This is a genomic window from Geodermatophilus sp. SYSU D00879 (genome assembly GCF_054050375.1).
On sequence record NZ_JBJGZF010000015.1, the window covers coordinates 11,645 to 27,733 of the forward strand.

General features: G+C 77.0%; 15 protein-coding genes. 7 read left to right on the top strand and 8 right to left on the bottom strand.

Annotated features, from left to right (window positions below):
* Positions 1-140: 140 nt before the first annotated feature.
* Together ACI79B_RS17655 and ACI79B_RS17660 are read right to left on the bottom strand one after the other, a co-directional pair.
* Positions 141-1,151 carry an amidohydrolase family protein gene (locus tag ACI79B_RS17655; RefSeq protein WP_456929113.1) on the bottom strand — a complete coding sequence of 337 codons (1,011 nt, stop codon included), beginning with the start codon at positions 1,149-1,151 and terminating at the stop codon, positions 141-143.
* Positions 1,148-1,558 carry a metal-sulfur cluster assembly factor gene (locus ACI79B_RS17660; RefSeq protein WP_456929112.1) on the bottom strand — a complete coding sequence of 137 codons (411 nt, stop codon included), beginning with the start codon at positions 1,556-1,558 and terminating at the stop codon, positions 1,148-1,150. Before ACI79B_RS17660 ends, ACI79B_RS17655 begins: the two co-directional genes overlap by 4 nt.
* 326 nt (positions 1,559-1,884) lie before the next feature.
* Between ACI79B_RS17660 and ACI79B_RS17665 the strand changes: the two genes are divergently transcribed.
* From ACI79B_RS17665 to ACI79B_RS17680, 4 genes are all read left to right on the top strand, one after another.
* On the top strand, positions 1,885-4,032 hold the full coding sequence (locus tag ACI79B_RS17665; RefSeq protein WP_456929111.1) for a DEAD/DEAH box helicase: 2,148 nt from the start codon (positions 1,885-1,887) through the stop codon (positions 4,030-4,032).
* 67 nt (positions 4,033-4,099) lie between these two features.
* A complete protein-coding gene (locus ACI79B_RS17670; protein ID WP_456929110.1) occupies positions 4,100-6,016 on the top strand; it encodes an acyl-CoA dehydrogenase family protein in 1,917 nt (638 codons plus the stop codon).
* Between the two features lie 11 nt (positions 6,017-6,027).
* Entirely contained in the window at positions 6,028-6,798 is a 771-nt protein-coding gene (locus ACI79B_RS17675) for an alpha/beta fold hydrolase (protein ID WP_456929109.1), read from the top strand.
* Complete coding sequence (locus tag ACI79B_RS17680; RefSeq protein ID WP_457000224.1) at positions 6,795-8,936, top strand: FUSC family protein; 2,142 nt, start codon at positions 6,795-6,797, stop codon at positions 8,934-8,936. The genes ACI79B_RS17675 and ACI79B_RS17680 overlap by 4 nt, the downstream gene beginning before the upstream one ends.
* 70 nt (positions 8,937-9,006) lie before the next feature.
* On the opposite strand, the gene ACI79B_RS17685 is transcribed toward ACI79B_RS17680, so the two are convergent.
* The 5 genes from ACI79B_RS17685 to ACI79B_RS17705 all read right to left on the bottom strand — a co-directional run bounded on the left by ACI79B_RS17685 (position 9,007) and on the right by ACI79B_RS17705 (position 13,221).
* Positions 9,007-9,834 (bottom strand): class I SAM-dependent methyltransferase, encoded by an 828-nt coding sequence (locus ACI79B_RS17685; RefSeq protein WP_456929107.1) that lies wholly within the window; start codon positions 9,832-9,834, stop codon positions 9,007-9,009.
* Between the two features lie 524 nt (positions 9,835-10,358).
* A complete protein-coding gene (locus ACI79B_RS17690) occupies positions 10,359-10,556 on the bottom strand; it encodes a DUF6186 family protein (RefSeq protein ID WP_456929106.1) in 198 nt (65 codons plus the stop codon).
* Positions 10,553-10,942, bottom strand: coding sequence for a hypothetical protein (locus ACI79B_RS17695; RefSeq protein WP_456929105.1), 390 nt, complete (start codon positions 10,940-10,942; stop codon positions 10,553-10,555). The genes ACI79B_RS17690 and ACI79B_RS17695 overlap by 4 nt, the downstream gene beginning before the upstream one ends.
* A gap of 36 nt (positions 10,943-10,978) precedes the next feature.
* Positions 10,979-12,337 (bottom strand): circularly permuted type 2 ATP-grasp protein, encoded by a 1,359-nt coding sequence (locus ACI79B_RS17700; protein ID WP_456929104.1) that lies wholly within the window; start codon positions 12,335-12,337, stop codon positions 10,979-10,981.
* Entirely contained in the window at positions 12,334-13,221 is an 888-nt protein-coding gene (locus tag ACI79B_RS17705; RefSeq protein ID WP_456929103.1) for an ATP-grasp domain-containing protein, read from the bottom strand. The genes ACI79B_RS17700 and ACI79B_RS17705 overlap by 4 nt, the downstream gene beginning before the upstream one ends.
* A gap of 396 nt (positions 13,222-13,617) precedes the next feature.
* On the opposite strand from ACI79B_RS17705, the gene ACI79B_RS17710 reads away from it, so the two are divergent.
* Entirely contained in the window at positions 13,618-13,743 is a 126-nt protein-coding gene (locus ACI79B_RS17710) for a hypothetical protein (RefSeq protein WP_456929102.1), read from the top strand.
* Between the two features lie 696 nt (positions 13,744-14,439).
* Here ACI79B_RS17710 and ACI79B_RS17715 read toward each other — a convergent pair.
* Positions 14,440-15,381, bottom strand: a complete 942-nt coding sequence (locus tag ACI79B_RS17715; protein ID WP_456929101.1) for a PAS domain S-box protein — start codon at positions 15,379-15,381, stop codon at positions 14,440-14,442.
* A 51-nt stretch (positions 15,382-15,432) separates the two neighbouring features.
* On the opposite strand from ACI79B_RS17715, the gene ACI79B_RS17720 reads away from it, so the two are divergent.
* Positions 15,433-15,627 carry a hypothetical protein gene (locus ACI79B_RS17720; protein ID WP_456929100.1) on the top strand — a complete coding sequence of 65 codons (195 nt, stop codon included), beginning with the start codon at positions 15,433-15,435 and terminating at the stop codon, positions 15,625-15,627.
* Between the two features lie 33 nt (positions 15,628-15,660).
* Positions 15,661-16,062 (top strand): nuclear transport factor 2 family protein, encoded by a 402-nt coding sequence (locus ACI79B_RS17725; protein ID WP_456929099.1) that lies wholly within the window; start codon positions 15,661-15,663, stop codon positions 16,060-16,062.
* Positions 16,063-16,089: the final 27 nt, after the last annotated feature.

The following is a 16,089-nucleotide window of genomic DNA, read 5'->3' on the forward strand; positions in this document are numbered from 1 at the left end:
GGTCGGCCGGGGACTGCCGATCTGCCCTCGCCCCCGTCTCCCTACGAGCACCGGCTCGTGGGGCGCGCCGCCCGGGACGCGGCCGGCAGCGACGCCGGACCGGCCCACCGGTGAGCGGTGCGCCGCCCGACCGGGCCGTCTCAGTGCGCCGGGGGACGGCCCAGCCGCGCCTTGGTCTCCTCCACGTCGAACCCGTGCAGGCGGAGCAGGTTCTCGCCGAGGATCTTCCGCTTGGCGACGTCGGTGAGCTGCGGGTAGCCGTAGCCCTCGCAGAGGTCCTGCGGGATGGAGAAGTCCATGAACGCCCGCAGCGCCCACTGCGGCTGCCAGATCGGCGCCTCCGAGCCGTAGACGATCTTGTCCTCGCCGCACCAGAACAGCAGCTTCCCGAGGATCTCGGCGAACCCGCGCGGCGACCGCACGATCAGGTTGATCGTCGCCGCCAGCGAGGCGTACAGGTTGGGCCAGCGGATCAGCTGCCAGCAGGTCTCGTCGATGAACGGCAGCCCGACGTGGAAGATCACGAAGTTGAGGTCGGGGAAGGCGGCCGCCGCGCCGTCCATGTCCCAGGTCTGGGTCGCCTCGACCGGCTGCGGCCCCAGCGGCACGCCCTTGTGCACGCCGATCAGGTTGACGCCGAGCTCCTGGGCCTTCTCGAACACCGGGAACGCGACCCGCGGGTCGTCCATCCGCCACGGGAACGGGGAGCCGTAGTCGTAGCGGACGTTGTAGAACTTGAACGCCCGGGCGCCGAACTCGCCGACCTGGCGCTCCATCAGGTCCAGCGCCCGGCGCCCCTCGAGCGGGTTGACCGATCCCCAGAACACCGTCCGGTCCGGGTCCCGCTGGGCGAGCTCGGCACACGTCTCCCACGGGGAGAGCCCGTCGCGGAACAGGTCGGTCAGCGGCAGCGGCATCGCGGCCAGCATGTCGGTGTCGGACTGCTCGTAGACCATCTGCCGGATGTCGGCGGGCGTCCACTCCCGGAGGAACTCCTCCGCCGACAGCGTCGGCTCGCCGTCGGGGGTCAGCGTCGTGTGGAAGGCGTACAGGTGGTTGGCGAACATCTGCCCCGGCGACCCGAACGCGTTCTTGGCCGTGAAGTTGAACGGGTGCGCGACCCCGTCGAACACGAAAGCGTCGCCGATCATGGTCGTCCTCCTGTGCTGGGGCCGAGCGGCTGGGGGCGGTGGGCGGAGAGGAAGGCGTCGCGGTCGGGGACGGCGACGGGGTCGGGGAGGGACCGCAGCCGGCGGGCGGCCGCGGGGGAGAGCCGGTCGGTCGTCCAGGCCTCGTCCCAGACGACCTCCACCTCGCAGGTCTCGACGCCGGGCTGCCGGCGGATCGCCGTCTCGACGTCGGTGACCACCCGGGCGGCGAACGGGCACCAGCCCGAGGTGAGCAGCAGCTCGACCCGGGCGTGGCCGTCGCGGACGTCGACCGACCGGAGCAGGCCCATGTCGACGACGGAGATGCCCTTCTCCCGGCAGCAGGGGTCGAACACCGTGGACAGCGCGCGGGCGGCCCACCCGGGCACCGCGGGGGACGGCTGCGTCATCCCGCCATGGTGTGACCTGTGCCACAGCCGGACCAGGGGTTCGGCCGCGACCGGCCCCGTCGGGCCTACGGGGTAGGGGGCGGGAACAGCGCGGCGCCCCGGGTGTTGACACCATGGAGGCCCCGCCCCCGGGACCGGAGCGGGCCGACCCACACCCGGCATCCCGCCGGCCGGGGCGCCCGGCCGGCCGATCGTGGCCTCCGGCGACCCCGGAGGCGTCCGCCGGACCCGGGGCACCGGTCCCGGCCGGAGCGTCCCCGCTCCGGCCGCGGGTCCGTGCGCCGTGCTGCCGCGGCGACCGTGCCCGGCACTGCAGAGGAGGATCCTTGGCTCGACCAGGCCAGCGCCAGTCAGGCGCTCGCCGCAGCGCCCCGCGCGACCAGCGGCGGGGCCGCCGTGACGACGACGTCGTCGCGGTGCTCGCCCGCACCGTCCGGGACGTGGAGGCGGCCGCCCGGCGCGGGCGGGTGACGCCCGCCGTCCGCACGCGGTTCCAGGCCGTCGCGCTGCTGCTGCGCGACGAGCGCGCCCGCGTCCGCGCGGACACGGGCCTCAGCGACGGCCGCCGGACCGAGCAGCTCAAGCGCCTGGACGGCGTCGCGACCATCCTCGCGACGACCGCCGTCCGCGACGCCGGGCTGCTGGCGTTGCTCGGCGAGGACGCCGTCGTCTCCGACGCGGCCCGGTCGCTCGTGCGCGAGATGCAGAAGGCGGCCGGCATCGAGCCGGTGCTCGAGGAGACCCCGCCGGCCGAGGAGCCGGACGCGCCCGCCGCGCCCCCGCGCCGCGCGGTGCCGCAGTCCGTGATCTCCCGGCAGCTGGCCAACCCCTTCCTGGCACCCGACTTCTCCGCCGCCCCCGTGCGCGCCCCGCGCCCGCAACGCCTGGCCGGCTGGGAGCTGCTCGGCCCGCTGCTGACCTCCTTCGAGCGCGCCGGCGGCGGCGCCCCGGCGTGCATGGACCTGCCCTTCCCGACCGACCGCTTCACCCCGCCCGGGCTGGAGCTGATGCCGCACCAGGGGCAGCTGGTCGCCGCGGCCGCGGCCGGGCACCGGACGTTCCTGCTCGCCGACGAGCCCGGCCTGGGCAAGACCGCGCAGGCGCTGCTCGCCGCGGAGGCGGCCGACGCCTACCCGCTGCTCGTCGTCGTGCCGAACGTCGTCAAGACCAACTGGGCGCGCGAAGCCGGCCGCTGGACGCCGCACCGCCCGGCCACCGTCGTGCAGGGCGACGGCGAGACGGTCGACGGCTTCGCCGACGTCGTCGTCGTCAACTACGAGGTGCTCGACCGCCACGTGGGCTGGCTCGGCGACTTCGGCTTCCGCGGGATGGTCGTCGACGAGGCGCACTTCATCAAGAACAAGACCTCGCAGCGGTCGCAGCACGTCCTCGCGCTGTCCGAGCGCATCCGGTCGCGCACCGTGCGGCCGCTGCTCATGGCCCTCACCGGCACCCCGCTGATCAACGACATCGAGGACTTCCGGGCCATCTGGCAGTTCCTCGGCTGGATCGACGACGCCAAGCCGCTCGGCGAGCTGATGGACGCGCTCGAGGACACCGGCCTGACGCCCGCCGACCGCGGCTTCTCCGCCGCCGCCCGGCAGTGCGTGATCGACCTGGGGATCGTGCGCCGCCGCAAGGTCGACGTCGCCGCCGACATCCCCGCCCGCCGCATCGCCGACCTCCCGGTCGAGCTGGACGGCGCGGCCGGCCGGTCGATCCGGGCGGCCGAGCAGGAGCTGGTCCGCCGGATGGTGCGGCAGTACGAGACGGCGCTCGCGGCGCGCACCTCCGGCGTCGTCGAGGGGATCGACGCCGACCTGGTGCGCCGGGTGGCCCGCTCCGAGCTCAAGGACGCCACCACGACGACCGGGGAGAACGTGTTCGGCATGATGCGGCGGATCGGCCGGGCGAAGGCCGGGCTGGCCGCCGACTACGCCGCCCAGCTGGCCCGCAGTGCCGGCAAGGTGGTCTTCTTCGCCAAGCACGTGGACGTCATGGACGCCGCCGAGGAGACCTTCGCCAAGGCGGGCGTGCGGTTCTCCTCCATCCGGGGCGACCAGACGCCGACGGCGCGGCAGCGGGAGGTCGACGCGTTCGTCACCGACCCCGACGTCCACGTCGCGGTGTGCTCGCTGACCGCGGCCGGCGTGGGGCTGAACCTGCAGGTCGCCTCCAACGTCGTGCTCGCCGAGCTGTCGTGGACCGACGCCGAGCAGACGCAGGCGATCGACCGCAGCCACCGCATCGGCCAGACCGAGCCGGTCACCGCGTGGCGGATCATCGCCGCGCAGACCCTCGACGCGCGGATCGCCGAGCTGATCGACACCAAGGCGGGCCTCGCCGCCCGGGCGCTGGACGGCTCCGACGAGGAGGTGTCCTCGTCGGCCGACGTGCAGCTCGAGGCGCTGGTCGCGCTGCTCACCGACGCGCTGCGGACGTCGTCCGCGCAGGAGGAGGCCCTCGGCGCCTGACCGCACCGCGCCGGTACCCGTGCCGGGGACCGTTGTCCCGGCGTGGGGACCGGCGCGATGCTGCCCCATGGCGTCGAACCCCACGTACGAGCAGTCGAAGCAGGTCGCCGAGGCCAGCCGTGAGGCTGCCTGGACCAAGCCGTCGTTCGGCCGGGAGCTGTTCCTCGGGAACCTCCGTCTGGACCTGATCCACCCCCAGCCGGAGCCCGACCCGGCCGCGGTCGAGAAGGGCGAGGCGTTCCTGGAGCGGCTCCGGGCCTTCCTCACCGAGCGCGTGGACCCGCGGCAGATCGAGCGGGACGCCCGGATCCCCGACGACGTCGTCCGGGGCCTGGAGGACCTCGGCGCCCTCGGGATGAAGATCCCCGAGGAGTACGGGGGCCTGGGGCTGAGCCAGGTCTACTACAACCGGGCGCTGGCCCTGGCCGGCACCTGGCACTCGTCGATCTCGACGCTGCTGTCGGCGCACCAGTCGATCGGCCTGCCCGAGCCGCTGCGGCTGTTCGGCTCCGAGGAGCAGAAGCGCGAGTGGCTGCCCCGGCTGGCCCGAGACCACCTCTCGGCGTTCCTGCTCACCGAGCCCGACGTCGGCTCCGACCCCGCCCGGATGAGCACCACGGCGGTCCCGACCGACGACGGCACCGCCTACCGCATCACCGGCACGAAGCTCTGGGCGACCAACGGCGTCATCGCCGACGTGGTGGTGGTCCTGGCCGTCGTCCCGCGGTCCGAGGGGCACCCGGGCGGCATCACCGCCTTCATCTGCCCCACCGACCGCGAGGGCGTGCGGGTCGAGCACCGCAACGCGTTCATGGGGCTGCGGGGCATCGAGAACTCGGTGACCCGCTTCGACGACGTCCTCGTCCCCGCGGGCGACGTCATCGGGGGCGAGGGCAAGGGGCTGCGGATCGCCCTCACCACGCTGAACACCGGCCGGCTGTCGCTGCCGGCGATCTGCGTGTCGACGGCCAAGTACGCCCTGAAGATCGCGCGCGAGTGGTCGGCCGAGCGCCGGCAGTGGGGGCGGCCGATCGGGGAGCACGACCCGGTGGCGCAGAAGATCAGCTGGCTCGCGGGCACGGCCTTCGGGCTGGAAGCGGTGCTCGAGGTGTCCAGCCGCCTGGCCGACGATAAGCGCAACGACATCCGGATCGAGGCCGCGCTGGCGAAGCTCTACGCCTCGGAGCTCGCCTGGACCGCCGCCGACGAGGTGGTGCAGGTGCGCGGCGGCCGCGGGTTCGAGACCGCCGAGTCCCTCGCCCGGCGCGGGGAGAAGCCGGTGCCGGCCGAGCAGATGCTGCGCGACATGCGCATCAACCGGATCTTCGAGGGCTCCACCGAGATCATGCACCTGTTCATCGCCCGCGAGGCCGTCGACCAGCACCTGCAGGTCGCGGGCGGCCTGCTCGGCGACTCCGGCCTGGCCGACAAGGCGCGGGCCGCGGGGAAGGCCGGTGCCTTCTACGCCCGGTGGTTCCCGACGCTGACCACGGGACCGGGCCGGCGTCCCGGCGCCTTCGCCGAGTTCGGCGACCTGGCCGGGCACCTGCGCTGGGCCGAGCGCTCCGCGCGCAAGCTGGCCCGCTCGACCTTCTACGCGATGGCCCGCCACCAGGGGCGCCTGGAGCGCAAGGGCCGGCTGCTCGGGCGGATCGTCGACATCGGCGCCGAGGTCTTCGCCGTCGCCTGCGCCTGCGTGTACGCCGACACCCTCGGGCGCGAGCGCCCCGAGCGGCGGCAGGAGGCGATCGAGTTGGCCGGCCTGTTCTGCGACCAGGCCCGCCGCCGGGCCGATCGGCTGTTCCGGGAGCTGTGGGCCAACGACGACGACCGCCAGTACGCGGCCGCGCAGCGGGTGCTCGCCGGCCGCTACGCGTGGTTCGAGGAGGGCGTGCTCGACCCCGCCGGCGACGGCCCGATGATGCCGGCGCACGCCCGGCCGGACGGGACGTCGGTCCCGGTGGAGGCGGCGGCCGCGCCGTAGGGGGCTGCCGGGTGGCGGTCCACCGGGTGGAGCACGGGAGCGGGCGGCCCGTGCTGGTGCTGCACGGCGCGGGGGTCGACCACCGCGAGGCCGAGGCGTGCTTCGAGCCGCTGCTCGCCGGCGTCCCCGGCCTCCGCCGGGTCTACCCCGACCTGCCCGGCACGGGCCGGACGCCCGCTCCCGCGACCCTGCGCAGCGCCGACGACGTCCTCGGCACGCTGCTCGCGTTCGCCGACGAGGTGACCGGCGGGCAGGCGTACCTGCTCGTCGGCCACTCGGCGGGCGGCTACCTCGCGCAGGCGATGGCCGCGCGGCGCCCGGCGCGGGTCGCGGGCCTCGCGCTGGTCTGCCCGCTGCTGCCGGGCGCGCGCGACGTCCCGGAGCACCGCGTCGTCGCGGGGCCCGGCGGCCTGGGCGACGACGTCTTCCGGAGCTACTTCGTGGTCCAGACCCCGGAGATGCTCGAGCGGTACGAGCGCACCGTCGCCCCCGCCGCCGCCCTCGTCGACGAGGCGGCCACGGAGCGGATCGGCGCCCGCTGGGAGCTCACCCCGGACGGCGCACCGCCCTACCCGGGCCCGACGCTCGTCGTCGCCGGGCGGCTGGACTCGACGGTCGGGTACGCCGCCGCCGTCCACCTGCTGGAGGTCCACCCGCGCGCCACGCTCGCCGTGGTCGACGACGCCGGGCACGCCCTGCCCCACGAGCGGCCGGAGGTGCTCCGTGCCCTCCTCGCCGAGTGGCTGGCGCGCGCCGGGCACCGGGATCGCGGCAGGACGTGACCGCGGGACCCGGCTCCCGGCCGGCCGGAGGAGCAGCCGCCCGGGCCCTGGCCCGGCTGCGGCGGCGCGACCCGTCGCTGGCCGCCGTCCGCCGGGCCGGCCGGGTGACCGTCGCCTCCTGCGCCGCGTTCTACTCCTGCCGGTACCTGCTCGACGCCCCGGTCGCCGCCGTCTACGGGGTGTTCGCGGCGGTCGCGCTCGGCAGCCTCTCCGAGGTCACGGGACGGCCGGCGGAGCGGACCCGGGTCTACGCCGGCAGCCTCGTCGCCGGCGCCGTGCTGGTCACCCTCGGCACCCTGCTCGCGGTCACCACCTGGACGGCGGTCCTAGGCATGCTGGCGGTGGGGTTCCTCGTCGCCTTCGCCGGCGTCGCCGGGCCGCGGGTGGCCGGCGTGGTCCGCGGGCTGCAGCTGTTCTACGTGCTGCCGTGCTTCCCGCCGTACGCGCCCGGCACCCTCGGCCAGCGGCTGCTCGGGATCGGGCTGGGCATCGCGCTCCTCGCCGCCGCCGACCGGGTGCTGTGGCCGGCCCCGGCGCCGGCGGACCCCGCCGTCCGCCTGGCCGACGCCGCGGGACGGGTGGCCGCGTACGCGCGGGTGCTCGCCCGCGAGCTGCGGGGCGGCGGCGGGGCGGAGTCGTCCGCGCCGCGGGCCGCCGCGTCTGACGCCGCGGCCGCCCTGCGGCTGAGCGCGCTGCCGGTCGCCGAGCGGCCGCTCGGGCCCGGCGTGCGCGACCGGTGCCTGGTACGGGCCGCGGCGGCGCTCCGCGTGGTCGCCGGCCGCCTGGGCGCGCTCGCGGACGCGTGGCCCGCAGGCGGGCGGCAGGTGCACCCCGCGACCGCGAACCTGGTGGCGGCCGTCGGGGACGCCGTGGCCGGTGCGGCGGCGGCCCTGCGCGACGCCGGGCCGCCGCCGTCGACCGGCCCGCTCGAGGCCGCGCTCGCCGCCCTCCGCGCGTGGCGCGGGCGGCAGCTGCCGGCGGTCGCCGTCGACCCCCCGGCGCTGCGGGCCGGCGTGGGCGCCGTCGCCGTCGCGGAGGCCGCCCGGAGCCTGGTGCTGACCGTCCGCGGCGCCGTCGGAGCCCCCGTCGCCGATCCGGCGGACGTCCCCGGCGACCTCTGGTTCCTCACCGCCTCTCCCGGCCGGCTGTGGTGGCAGCGGCTGCGCACGCACCTGACCCCGCGGTCGGTGTACCTGCAGAACGCCGTGCGGCTGGCGCTCGGCCTCGCCGCGGCCCGCGCCGTCGCCGGGGTCCTCGACCTCGCGCACGGCTTCTGGGTGCTGCTGGCGACGCTGAGCCTCATGCGGACCAGCGCGGTCGCCGACCGCTCGGTGCTGGCCCGCGCGGTGGCCGGCACCGCCGTGGGCGCGGTGGTCAGCGGGGTGGCGCTGTTCCTCGTCGGCGGGGACACGGCGGTCTACGCGTTCGCGCTGCCGGTCCTGATGGGGGGCTGCCTGGCGGCCGGCCCGCTGTTCGGGGTGGCGGCGGGACAGGCCGGGTTCACCGTCGTCGTCGCCCTGCTGTTCGCCCAGGTCGGGCCGGCGAACTGGCGCATCGCCGAGGTCCGCTTCGAGGACGTCCTCGTCGGCGGGCTCGTCGGCATCCTGATCGGCACCGCGGTGTGGCCCCGCGGGGGACGGGGGGAGCTGGTCCGGGCCGCCGGGGAGTGCCTGCGGGCGGGTGCGGCGGAGGTCGTCGCCGTCGTCGGCCAGCTGACCGGGGCGGGGCCGGCGCCCCCGACCGCGCTCGGCCGGCTGTCCGGGCTGCTCGACCACACCTACGCGCAGTACCGGTCGGAGCCGGCCCGGCCGGGGGGCAGGGTGGACTGGCTGGCCGTGCTCGGCGTGGTGCACCGCCTCGACCACTACGCCCGGACACTGCGGTCCCGGTACCCCGCGGCCGGGGCACCGCCCTGGGCGGCGCCCCCCCCCCCCCCCCCCCCCCCCCCCCCGCCGCGCAGCTGCGGACCGCGGCCGCGGACGTCGCCGCCGGCTACCGGGGAGCGGCGGCCGCCCTCGGCGCCGGCCGGGTGCCCTCGGCCCGGCCGGCCGTGCGGGTGGACCCGGTGCCCCGGGAGGAGCTCGCCGCGGCCCCGGACGACGCGCTGCGCCTGCTCGACACCTGGGGCTGGCTGCTGACGACGGCGGACGACCTGGCCGGCGTCGGCCGCGCCCTCACGCCCGCCGCCCCGGCCGCGGCGGCGCCCCGTCAGCGCTCGAAGCGGTAGTGCAGGACGACCGTCCCCCGGCGGGACCAGGCCGTGCTGTGCGCGGCGAGCCGGTGGTACAGCCGCAGCAGCGGCGGGAACAGGGCGACCTCGGGCTCCCGGCTGAGCAGGATCTCCCGGACCAGGTGCAGGCGCGGGTCCCAGCGTTCGAGCTCGTGCGGGTCGTCGACGCCGGGGAACCGGAGGAGCCCGGAGACCGCCCTCGTGCCGGGCACGAGCCGGGTCGCCCGCAGGGCGAAGCGGGAGTAGCTGTTGAAGGCGATCTCCCCGGAGGGGAAGTGGCCGGTCAGCCGGTGGAGCAGGGCGGTCACCTCGTCCCGGTCGAGGAACCCGACCAGGCCGTCGGCGACGACCACCGCCGGCCGGCCGGCAGGGACGGCGTCCAGCCAGTGCCCGTCCCGCACGTCCGCGGCGATCGTGCGGGTCCGCGCGCGGGTGGGCACCACGGCGTCCCGGGCGGCGACGACGGCGGGCAGGTCGACGTCGAACCAGTCCACGGTGGGCGGTGGGGCGATCCGCGCCCACCGGGTGTCCAGCCCGGCGCCCAGGTCGAGCCCGACGGCGTCCGGGTGGCGGTGCACGAAGTCGAGCGCGATCTCGTCGAGGCGCTTGGCGCGGAGCGCGCAGCTGGTGACCAGGTTGGCGTCGACGCGCACCCCGGTGGCGTCCGGGCCGAGCTCCCGCAGGATCTTGCCGGCCAGCGCGTCCCCCAGGACGGGGCGTGGCGAGCGGGCGTCCACCGCCCGGGAGTGGAGCGTCACGAGGAGGCTCTGCTCCAGCGGCGTGAGGGCCGCCAGGGTGGTGACCATCGGATCGGCTCCCCGAGATGTCGGGCACCCCCGTGGGACCAGCCAAGCCCTCCGGGGGCGCGCCGCTCCAGGGCACTTCGTCCCCGGGGCGGCGCAGGAGCGGCGCGGCGTCGGCTACCGGGCCAGACGCAGCGGGGCCGCGACCCGGGCGGGGGCGTCGGCCGCCGCCGATCCCCCGGGGAGGAGGACGAGCGCGGGACGGGACGCGGTCGCCCCGGGTCCCCCGAGCCGGGCCCGGAGGGAGGCGTTCGGGTAGCCGGAGGGCAGCCGGTGGCACCGCTCGGGGGAGGGCGATGGCGCCGGGGGAGTGCCGGGGTCCTGTGCCAGGTGGACGTAGCGGATGCCGTCCGCGGGGTCGTAGGTCCTCACCTGGTCCTCACCTCCTCCCGGATCCCGCCGGTGCGGTGGCCGTGGTGTGCGGGGGCGACACCTGCGGTGCGATCCGGACAGCCACAGTGTGGTCCGGGGGTGTGACAGGAAACGGGCCTCGCTCCCACCGCGGTCGAGCCGCCCGGACGGCGCGGTCAGCGCGCCAGGAAGTGCACGCCGAGCCAGGCCCACGCGAGGAGCACCGTCAGCCGGCCGGGGGTGGTGCGCATCGCCGCACCGAGCGCCTGCGCCAGGGGAGCCGGGGAGTCCCCCCGGCGGGCGGAGACCTCCAGGGACAGGCCGGCGGCCAGGAGCAGCACGACCGCCGTGACGGATCCCGCGGTGCCGGTCACGACCGCTCCGGCGGGACCGCGGGCCGGGTGAGCAGCCAGGCCCCGGCCCCCAGCCAGCCCAGGGTCGCCGCCGCCCGCGCGGCCGGGTGCGCGAGCAGCGGGTCGACGAGGTCGCTCAGGGCCGGCAGGTCGCCGTCGAGGAGGGCGGCCACCTCCCATGCCAGGGCCGCGGCCAGCCAGGCGAGCCAGGGCAGGGCCCGGCGGCCGACCCGCGGGGCCGCCGCGCCGGCGCGCGTGGCCAGCCCGGCGGCCAGCGCCAGGAGGCCGGTGCCGCCGACAGCCAGCAGCGCGCCGGTGGACAGCTCCCCGGACGCGGTCACGGCGGCGGTGCACCCGGCCGCCACGACCGCGGCCGCGACCCGGCGGGTGCGGGAGGGGGATCCCACCGGTGCATGCTCGCCCATCCCGGCGCCGGGCAGCGCTCAGCCGACCACCCAGGTGTCCTTGGCGCCGCCGCCCTGCGAGGCGTTGACCACCAGCTCGCCCTCGGTCAGGGACACCCGGGTGAGGCCGCCCGGGAGCACGGTCGTCTCGTCGCCGGCGCAGAAGGCGTACGGCCGGTAGTCCACGTGCCGCGGCACGAGCGCGCCGTCGACGACCGTGGGGTGGGTGGACAGCGCCACCGGCTCCTGGGCGATCCACTCCCCGGGGTCGGCCAGGACGGCGGCGCGGGCGCGCTCGAGCCGGCGGGCGTCCGCGCGCGGGCCGATGACCACGCCCCAGCCGCCCGAGCCCGAGCGCGGCTTGAGCACCAGCTCGGGCAGCCGGTCCAGCGCCTCCCGGCACCGCGCCGGGTCGCCGAGGTCGTAGGCGGGCTGCGAGCGCAGCCGCGGCTCCTCACCCAGGAAGAAGCGGACCAGGTCCTCGACGTAGGGGAACGTGCGCTTGTCGTCGGCGACGCCGGTGCCGAACGCGTTGACGACCGTCACCGTGCCGGCGCGCAGCGGACCCAGCAGCAGCTCGCCCAGCTCGTTGGGCCGGCCGTCGTCGCCGGTCAGCCGCTCCTCGCTGGTGCGCCGCCACAGCACGTCCACCCGGCGCCCGTCCGGCAGCAGCAGCCGGTCCCCGCGGGGGACGAGCTGCGAGGGCAGCACCACCGGCGCGCCGACCATCTCCCCGAACCGGTCGATCTCCCAGGGCACCGAGCTGCGCGGCCCGTCACCGAGCACGGCCACCACCGGGTCCGGCACGTCGGTGGCGGCGGCGAGCATCCGCCGCATCGCCGCGGCGGCGGCCTCCCGCACCGGCGCCGGGCCCGGCCGCACGCCGAGGCGCGGGGCCACCAGGTCCCGCGCGGCCAGCGCGAAGGCCAGCAGCGACGGCGTCCGCACGTTGTCCTCCAGGACGACGAGCCGCCCGTCGGCGCCGCGGACCAGGTCGGGCCCGGCCATGCCGATCCAGCGCCGCGGCGGCCGCAGGCCCGGGGCCAGGTACCGGTTGGTGTCGAGCACCGCGGCCGGGACGACGCCGGCCCGCACCGCCTCGCGCGGGCCGTGGGCGTCGGCGACGAGGGCCTCCAGCGCGCGCAGCCGCTGGGTGAGGCCCGCGGCCACCTCCTCCCACTCGGACCGCTCGAGCACCCGCGGCACCGGGTCGACGGTGAACGGGTGCGCCTCGCCGGCGGGGCCGTGCTCCATGCCGAGCCCGGCGACCGCGCGGGCCACGTCGGCGGCCAGCGCGCCCGGGCCGTACGCGCGGACGGCGGCCAGCGCCGGTGCCGCGTGCGGCCGGTCGGAGCCGTCGGGCAGCAGCGCCTCGTCCGGGCCGCCCTCCGGGCTCACGCGGCCGCCGCCGGGCGGTGCGCGGCCGCGCGCTCGGCGGCCGCGAGGGCGGCGCGGGCCACCCAGCGGCTCTGCTCCGGGTCGGTGACGTCGAAGCCGAAGGGCGCGTTGGCCTCCAGCGCGAGCAGCCGGCCGTCCGGCTCCACGAGCACGTCCACCCCCATCAGCCCGCCGCCGAGGGCGGCGACCATCCGCGAGGCCAGCTGCGCCATCTCCGGCGGCGCCTCGTACACCCGCGGGTACACCGTCCCGTGGGTGACCAGGGCGCCCTCCTCGCGCGACTTCTCGTAGACCAGGGAGGTGGCGGTCGGCGTGGCGAAGACGCGCGCGCACGCCGGCTCGGCGATCCACTCCCGCAGCAGCGACGTGCCGCGCCGGTGCCCGCCGGCCGCTTCGTGCTCCCGCCAGCCGGCCTCGACCCGGCGGGCGGCGTCGAGGTCGCCGACCAGCTCGATGTAGCGGGCGCCGTCGCCGAGGGAGGGCTTGAGCACCATCTGCCGCCCGGGCACCGGCCACTCCCGGACCCGGGCGAGGTCCCACGCGGCCGGCTGCGGCACCCCGGCGGCCGCCCACACGGCGTGGGTCACCAGCTTGTCGGCGGAGGCGACCAGCGAGGTGACGGGGTTGAGCAGCGGCACGCCGGCCGCCTCGAGCAGCGTGGCCAGCGCGAAGGTCGGCGCGTAGGCCACGACCTCCTCGACCAGCACGTGCGCGATCGCGAGGTCGTAGCGGCCCGGCGGCGGGCCGGTGACCGGCCAGTCGTCCGGCACCCGGGCCAGCCGCTCGACCTCCGCGCCCTCCGCCTCCAGCGCCCGCACCCACGCGGCCGCGTAGCCGGCGTCCTCGTACCAGTCCTCGTCGGTGATCACCAGCAGCACCCGCACGCCGCCCTGATGCCCGCACCGGGCCCGCCGAACCCCACGGACCCGACGCAGCAAGGACGCGACACACGGGACACCTGCCGGGGCGCCCGGCGGTCCTACGGTGCGGGTGCATGACGCAGGTGCTGGACCCGGCCTGGGACCCCGAGGCGCCGGCCGGCGCGGTGGCCGCCGCCTGCCGGGCCGCCGGCGTGCCGCGGGTGCCGCTGGCCGACCGGCACCGGCTGTCGGCCGCCACCCGGGCGGCGATGGTCGACCGGCGGGACCGGCACGGGCCCCGGCAGGCTCGGTGGGCACGGTCCGCTGACCCGCCGAGGAGGCACCCCGTGATCGACGACGTCGTCACCCCCTGCGACGACGCCGGGCGGATCGTCCGGTGCCGCGGCGGTTCCCCTGGAGGTGGGTGCGATCACCACGCTCGGTGGAGTCCCGCGGATCCACCTGGAACTCCCGACGTGGAACTCCATCGTCGGCGAGGGCCTGGACGAGCTCCTGATCGCCGCGAGGAGGTCACCGATGGCCTGACGCGGACCTCACGGCCCTGACCCACCTCGCCGGTCGGGCGGCCCCCGACGAGCTGCCCGACCTCGGCGCCCGGCTGCGGCAGGCGCACAGGTACCTCGCTGCCGGCCGCCCGGAGGCGGGCACCGCGGACGACGCCCTCCCGGTGTGACGCGACGCCGGCCGATCGCGGGTTCGCGACGGTCGGTGGTGCCGTCCGGGGCGAGCGGGCGCCCTCGGGGCAGCGGGACGCCGGGCCCCGGGTCAGCCCGGCCCGGGGTGGCCGCGAGGGTCGGGGAGCCGAGCAGCTCGCAGGCGAGGCACCGGGCACCGGCGAGGACGGCCTCCCAGGGCAAGTGCAGCCGCTCGAGCTGCTGCGGGGGGAACGCGTCGCACAACGAGGCGCCGTCCCCGTCGACCAGGTGGAGGCGATCGTCCGGGAGCTCCGCCCGGATCGCCCGGGCCACCGGGAAGAGGGAGGGGTGGGGCCGGACGGCCGCGGCGACCTGCCGGTCGAGGAGGGCCGGGCTCGGGGTGGGGGTCAGCATCGCGCCATCCAGTCGACATCTGAACGACGTCGCCGTGGACCGGAGCGACCGGGCTCCGCCGGGGACCGGGGCGGAGGGCCACTGAGCGGCCGTCTCCGAGGCTAGCCACCCTCCCGGCGTCGTGCCACGCGACCGGCAGGCGGCCGGGGGACGGGTCGGCGGACCGCCGGCGTCAGGGGGACAGCCCGAGCGTGACGACCGCGGCCGCGACGTCCTGCAGGGACGCGTTGTGGTCGCGGGCGTGCTTGCGCAGGACCGAGAACGCCTCCTCGACGGAGATCCTGCGCCGTTCCGCGAGCATGCCCTTGGCCTGCTCGATGACGACCCGGGAGGTTAGGGCGGTCTCCAGCTGCTCGTTGAGCTCGGCCAGCCGCGCCTGCGCCTGCCGCCGCTCGGTGACGTCCCGGATGTTGCAGATCCGGGCCCGGACCGCGGGGTCGTCGAGCAGGTCGGTCACGACCATCTCGACGTGCCGCCAGGAGCCGTCGGGGCAGCGGAGCCGGCACTCCAGCGTGCGGGACTCCTCGTCCCGCTCCCGGGCGGGCGGCCGCACGGCGGCAGGCCGGTCGTCGGGGTGCACAAGGTCCCACAGGTGCATCCCGAGGACACGGTCCTGGGGCCAGTCGAACAGCCGGGTGAAGGCCGGGCTGGCGTACGAGACGGCACCGCTGCGGGACAGGACGAGGACCGCGTCGGACGAGCGGGCCAGCAGCGGGCGCAGGGCGTTGCCCACGTCCGTGGACACCCCCACGATCCCGACGAGGCGGCCGTCGTCGTCCCGCACGCCGACGTCGGTGACGAGCGCGGAGAGGGTCGAGCCGTCCTTGCGGACGACGGTGAAGCCGCCGGACCAGGGCCTGCCCTCGCGCAGGGACCGCATGATCTCCTGGCCCTGCTCCTGCCCGGACTCGGGAACCGTCACCTCCGTGATGTCGCGGCCCAGGATCTCCCGGGCGGTCCAGCCGTACAGCCGCTCGGCCGCGGGGTTCCAGTGGACGATGCGGCCGTCGAGGTCGGTGGCGATGACCGCGTGACCCAGGGCGCGCAGCAGGCGGTCGGCATCCGCCCAGCCGGTCGTCACCGCAGCGGAGGCGGAGTCCTCGTCGCGGGCCACACACCACCACCCGATCGGATCGGCGGGCCGGCTCTCCCGCCCGGGAGAATCGTGCTGCAGCCGTCCGTTCCCGGCAAACCGCCGATCCGATCGGCGCGGCACCGCCGGCCCGGCGCGGTGGCCGCCGCCTGCCGGGCCGCCGGCGTGCCGCGGGTGCCGCTGGCCGACTGGCACCGGCTGTCGGCCGCCACCCGGGCGGCGATGGTCGACTGGCTGGACCGGCACGGCCCCCGGCAGGCTCCGTGAGCACGGCCCGCTGACCCACCGAGGAGGTCCCCCGTGATCGACGACGTCGTCGCCCGCTGGCACCGCTACCTGGACGAGAGGCCACCGGGCGCGCTCGACGACCTGCTCGCCGACGACGTCGTCTTCTGGTCGCCGGTGGTGTTCACGCCGCAGGAGGGGAAGGCGATCACGACGCGGTACCTGGAGGCGGCGGCCGACGCCCTCGCCGGCGAGGGTCCCGACGCGACGTTCCGCTACACGAAGCAGGTCGTCGCCGGGGACACCGCGGTGCTGGAGTTCGAGACGAGCGTCGGGGGCCGGTACGTCAACGGCGTCGACATCGTGCGCTGCGACGACGCCGGGCGGATCGTCGAGTTCCGCGTGATGATCCGCCCGCTGCAGGCGATCCAGGCCGTCCACGAGCAGATGGGCCGGCGTCTGGCCGCGGGCTCGTGACGGGCCGTCGCGCCGCCCGGGGACGCC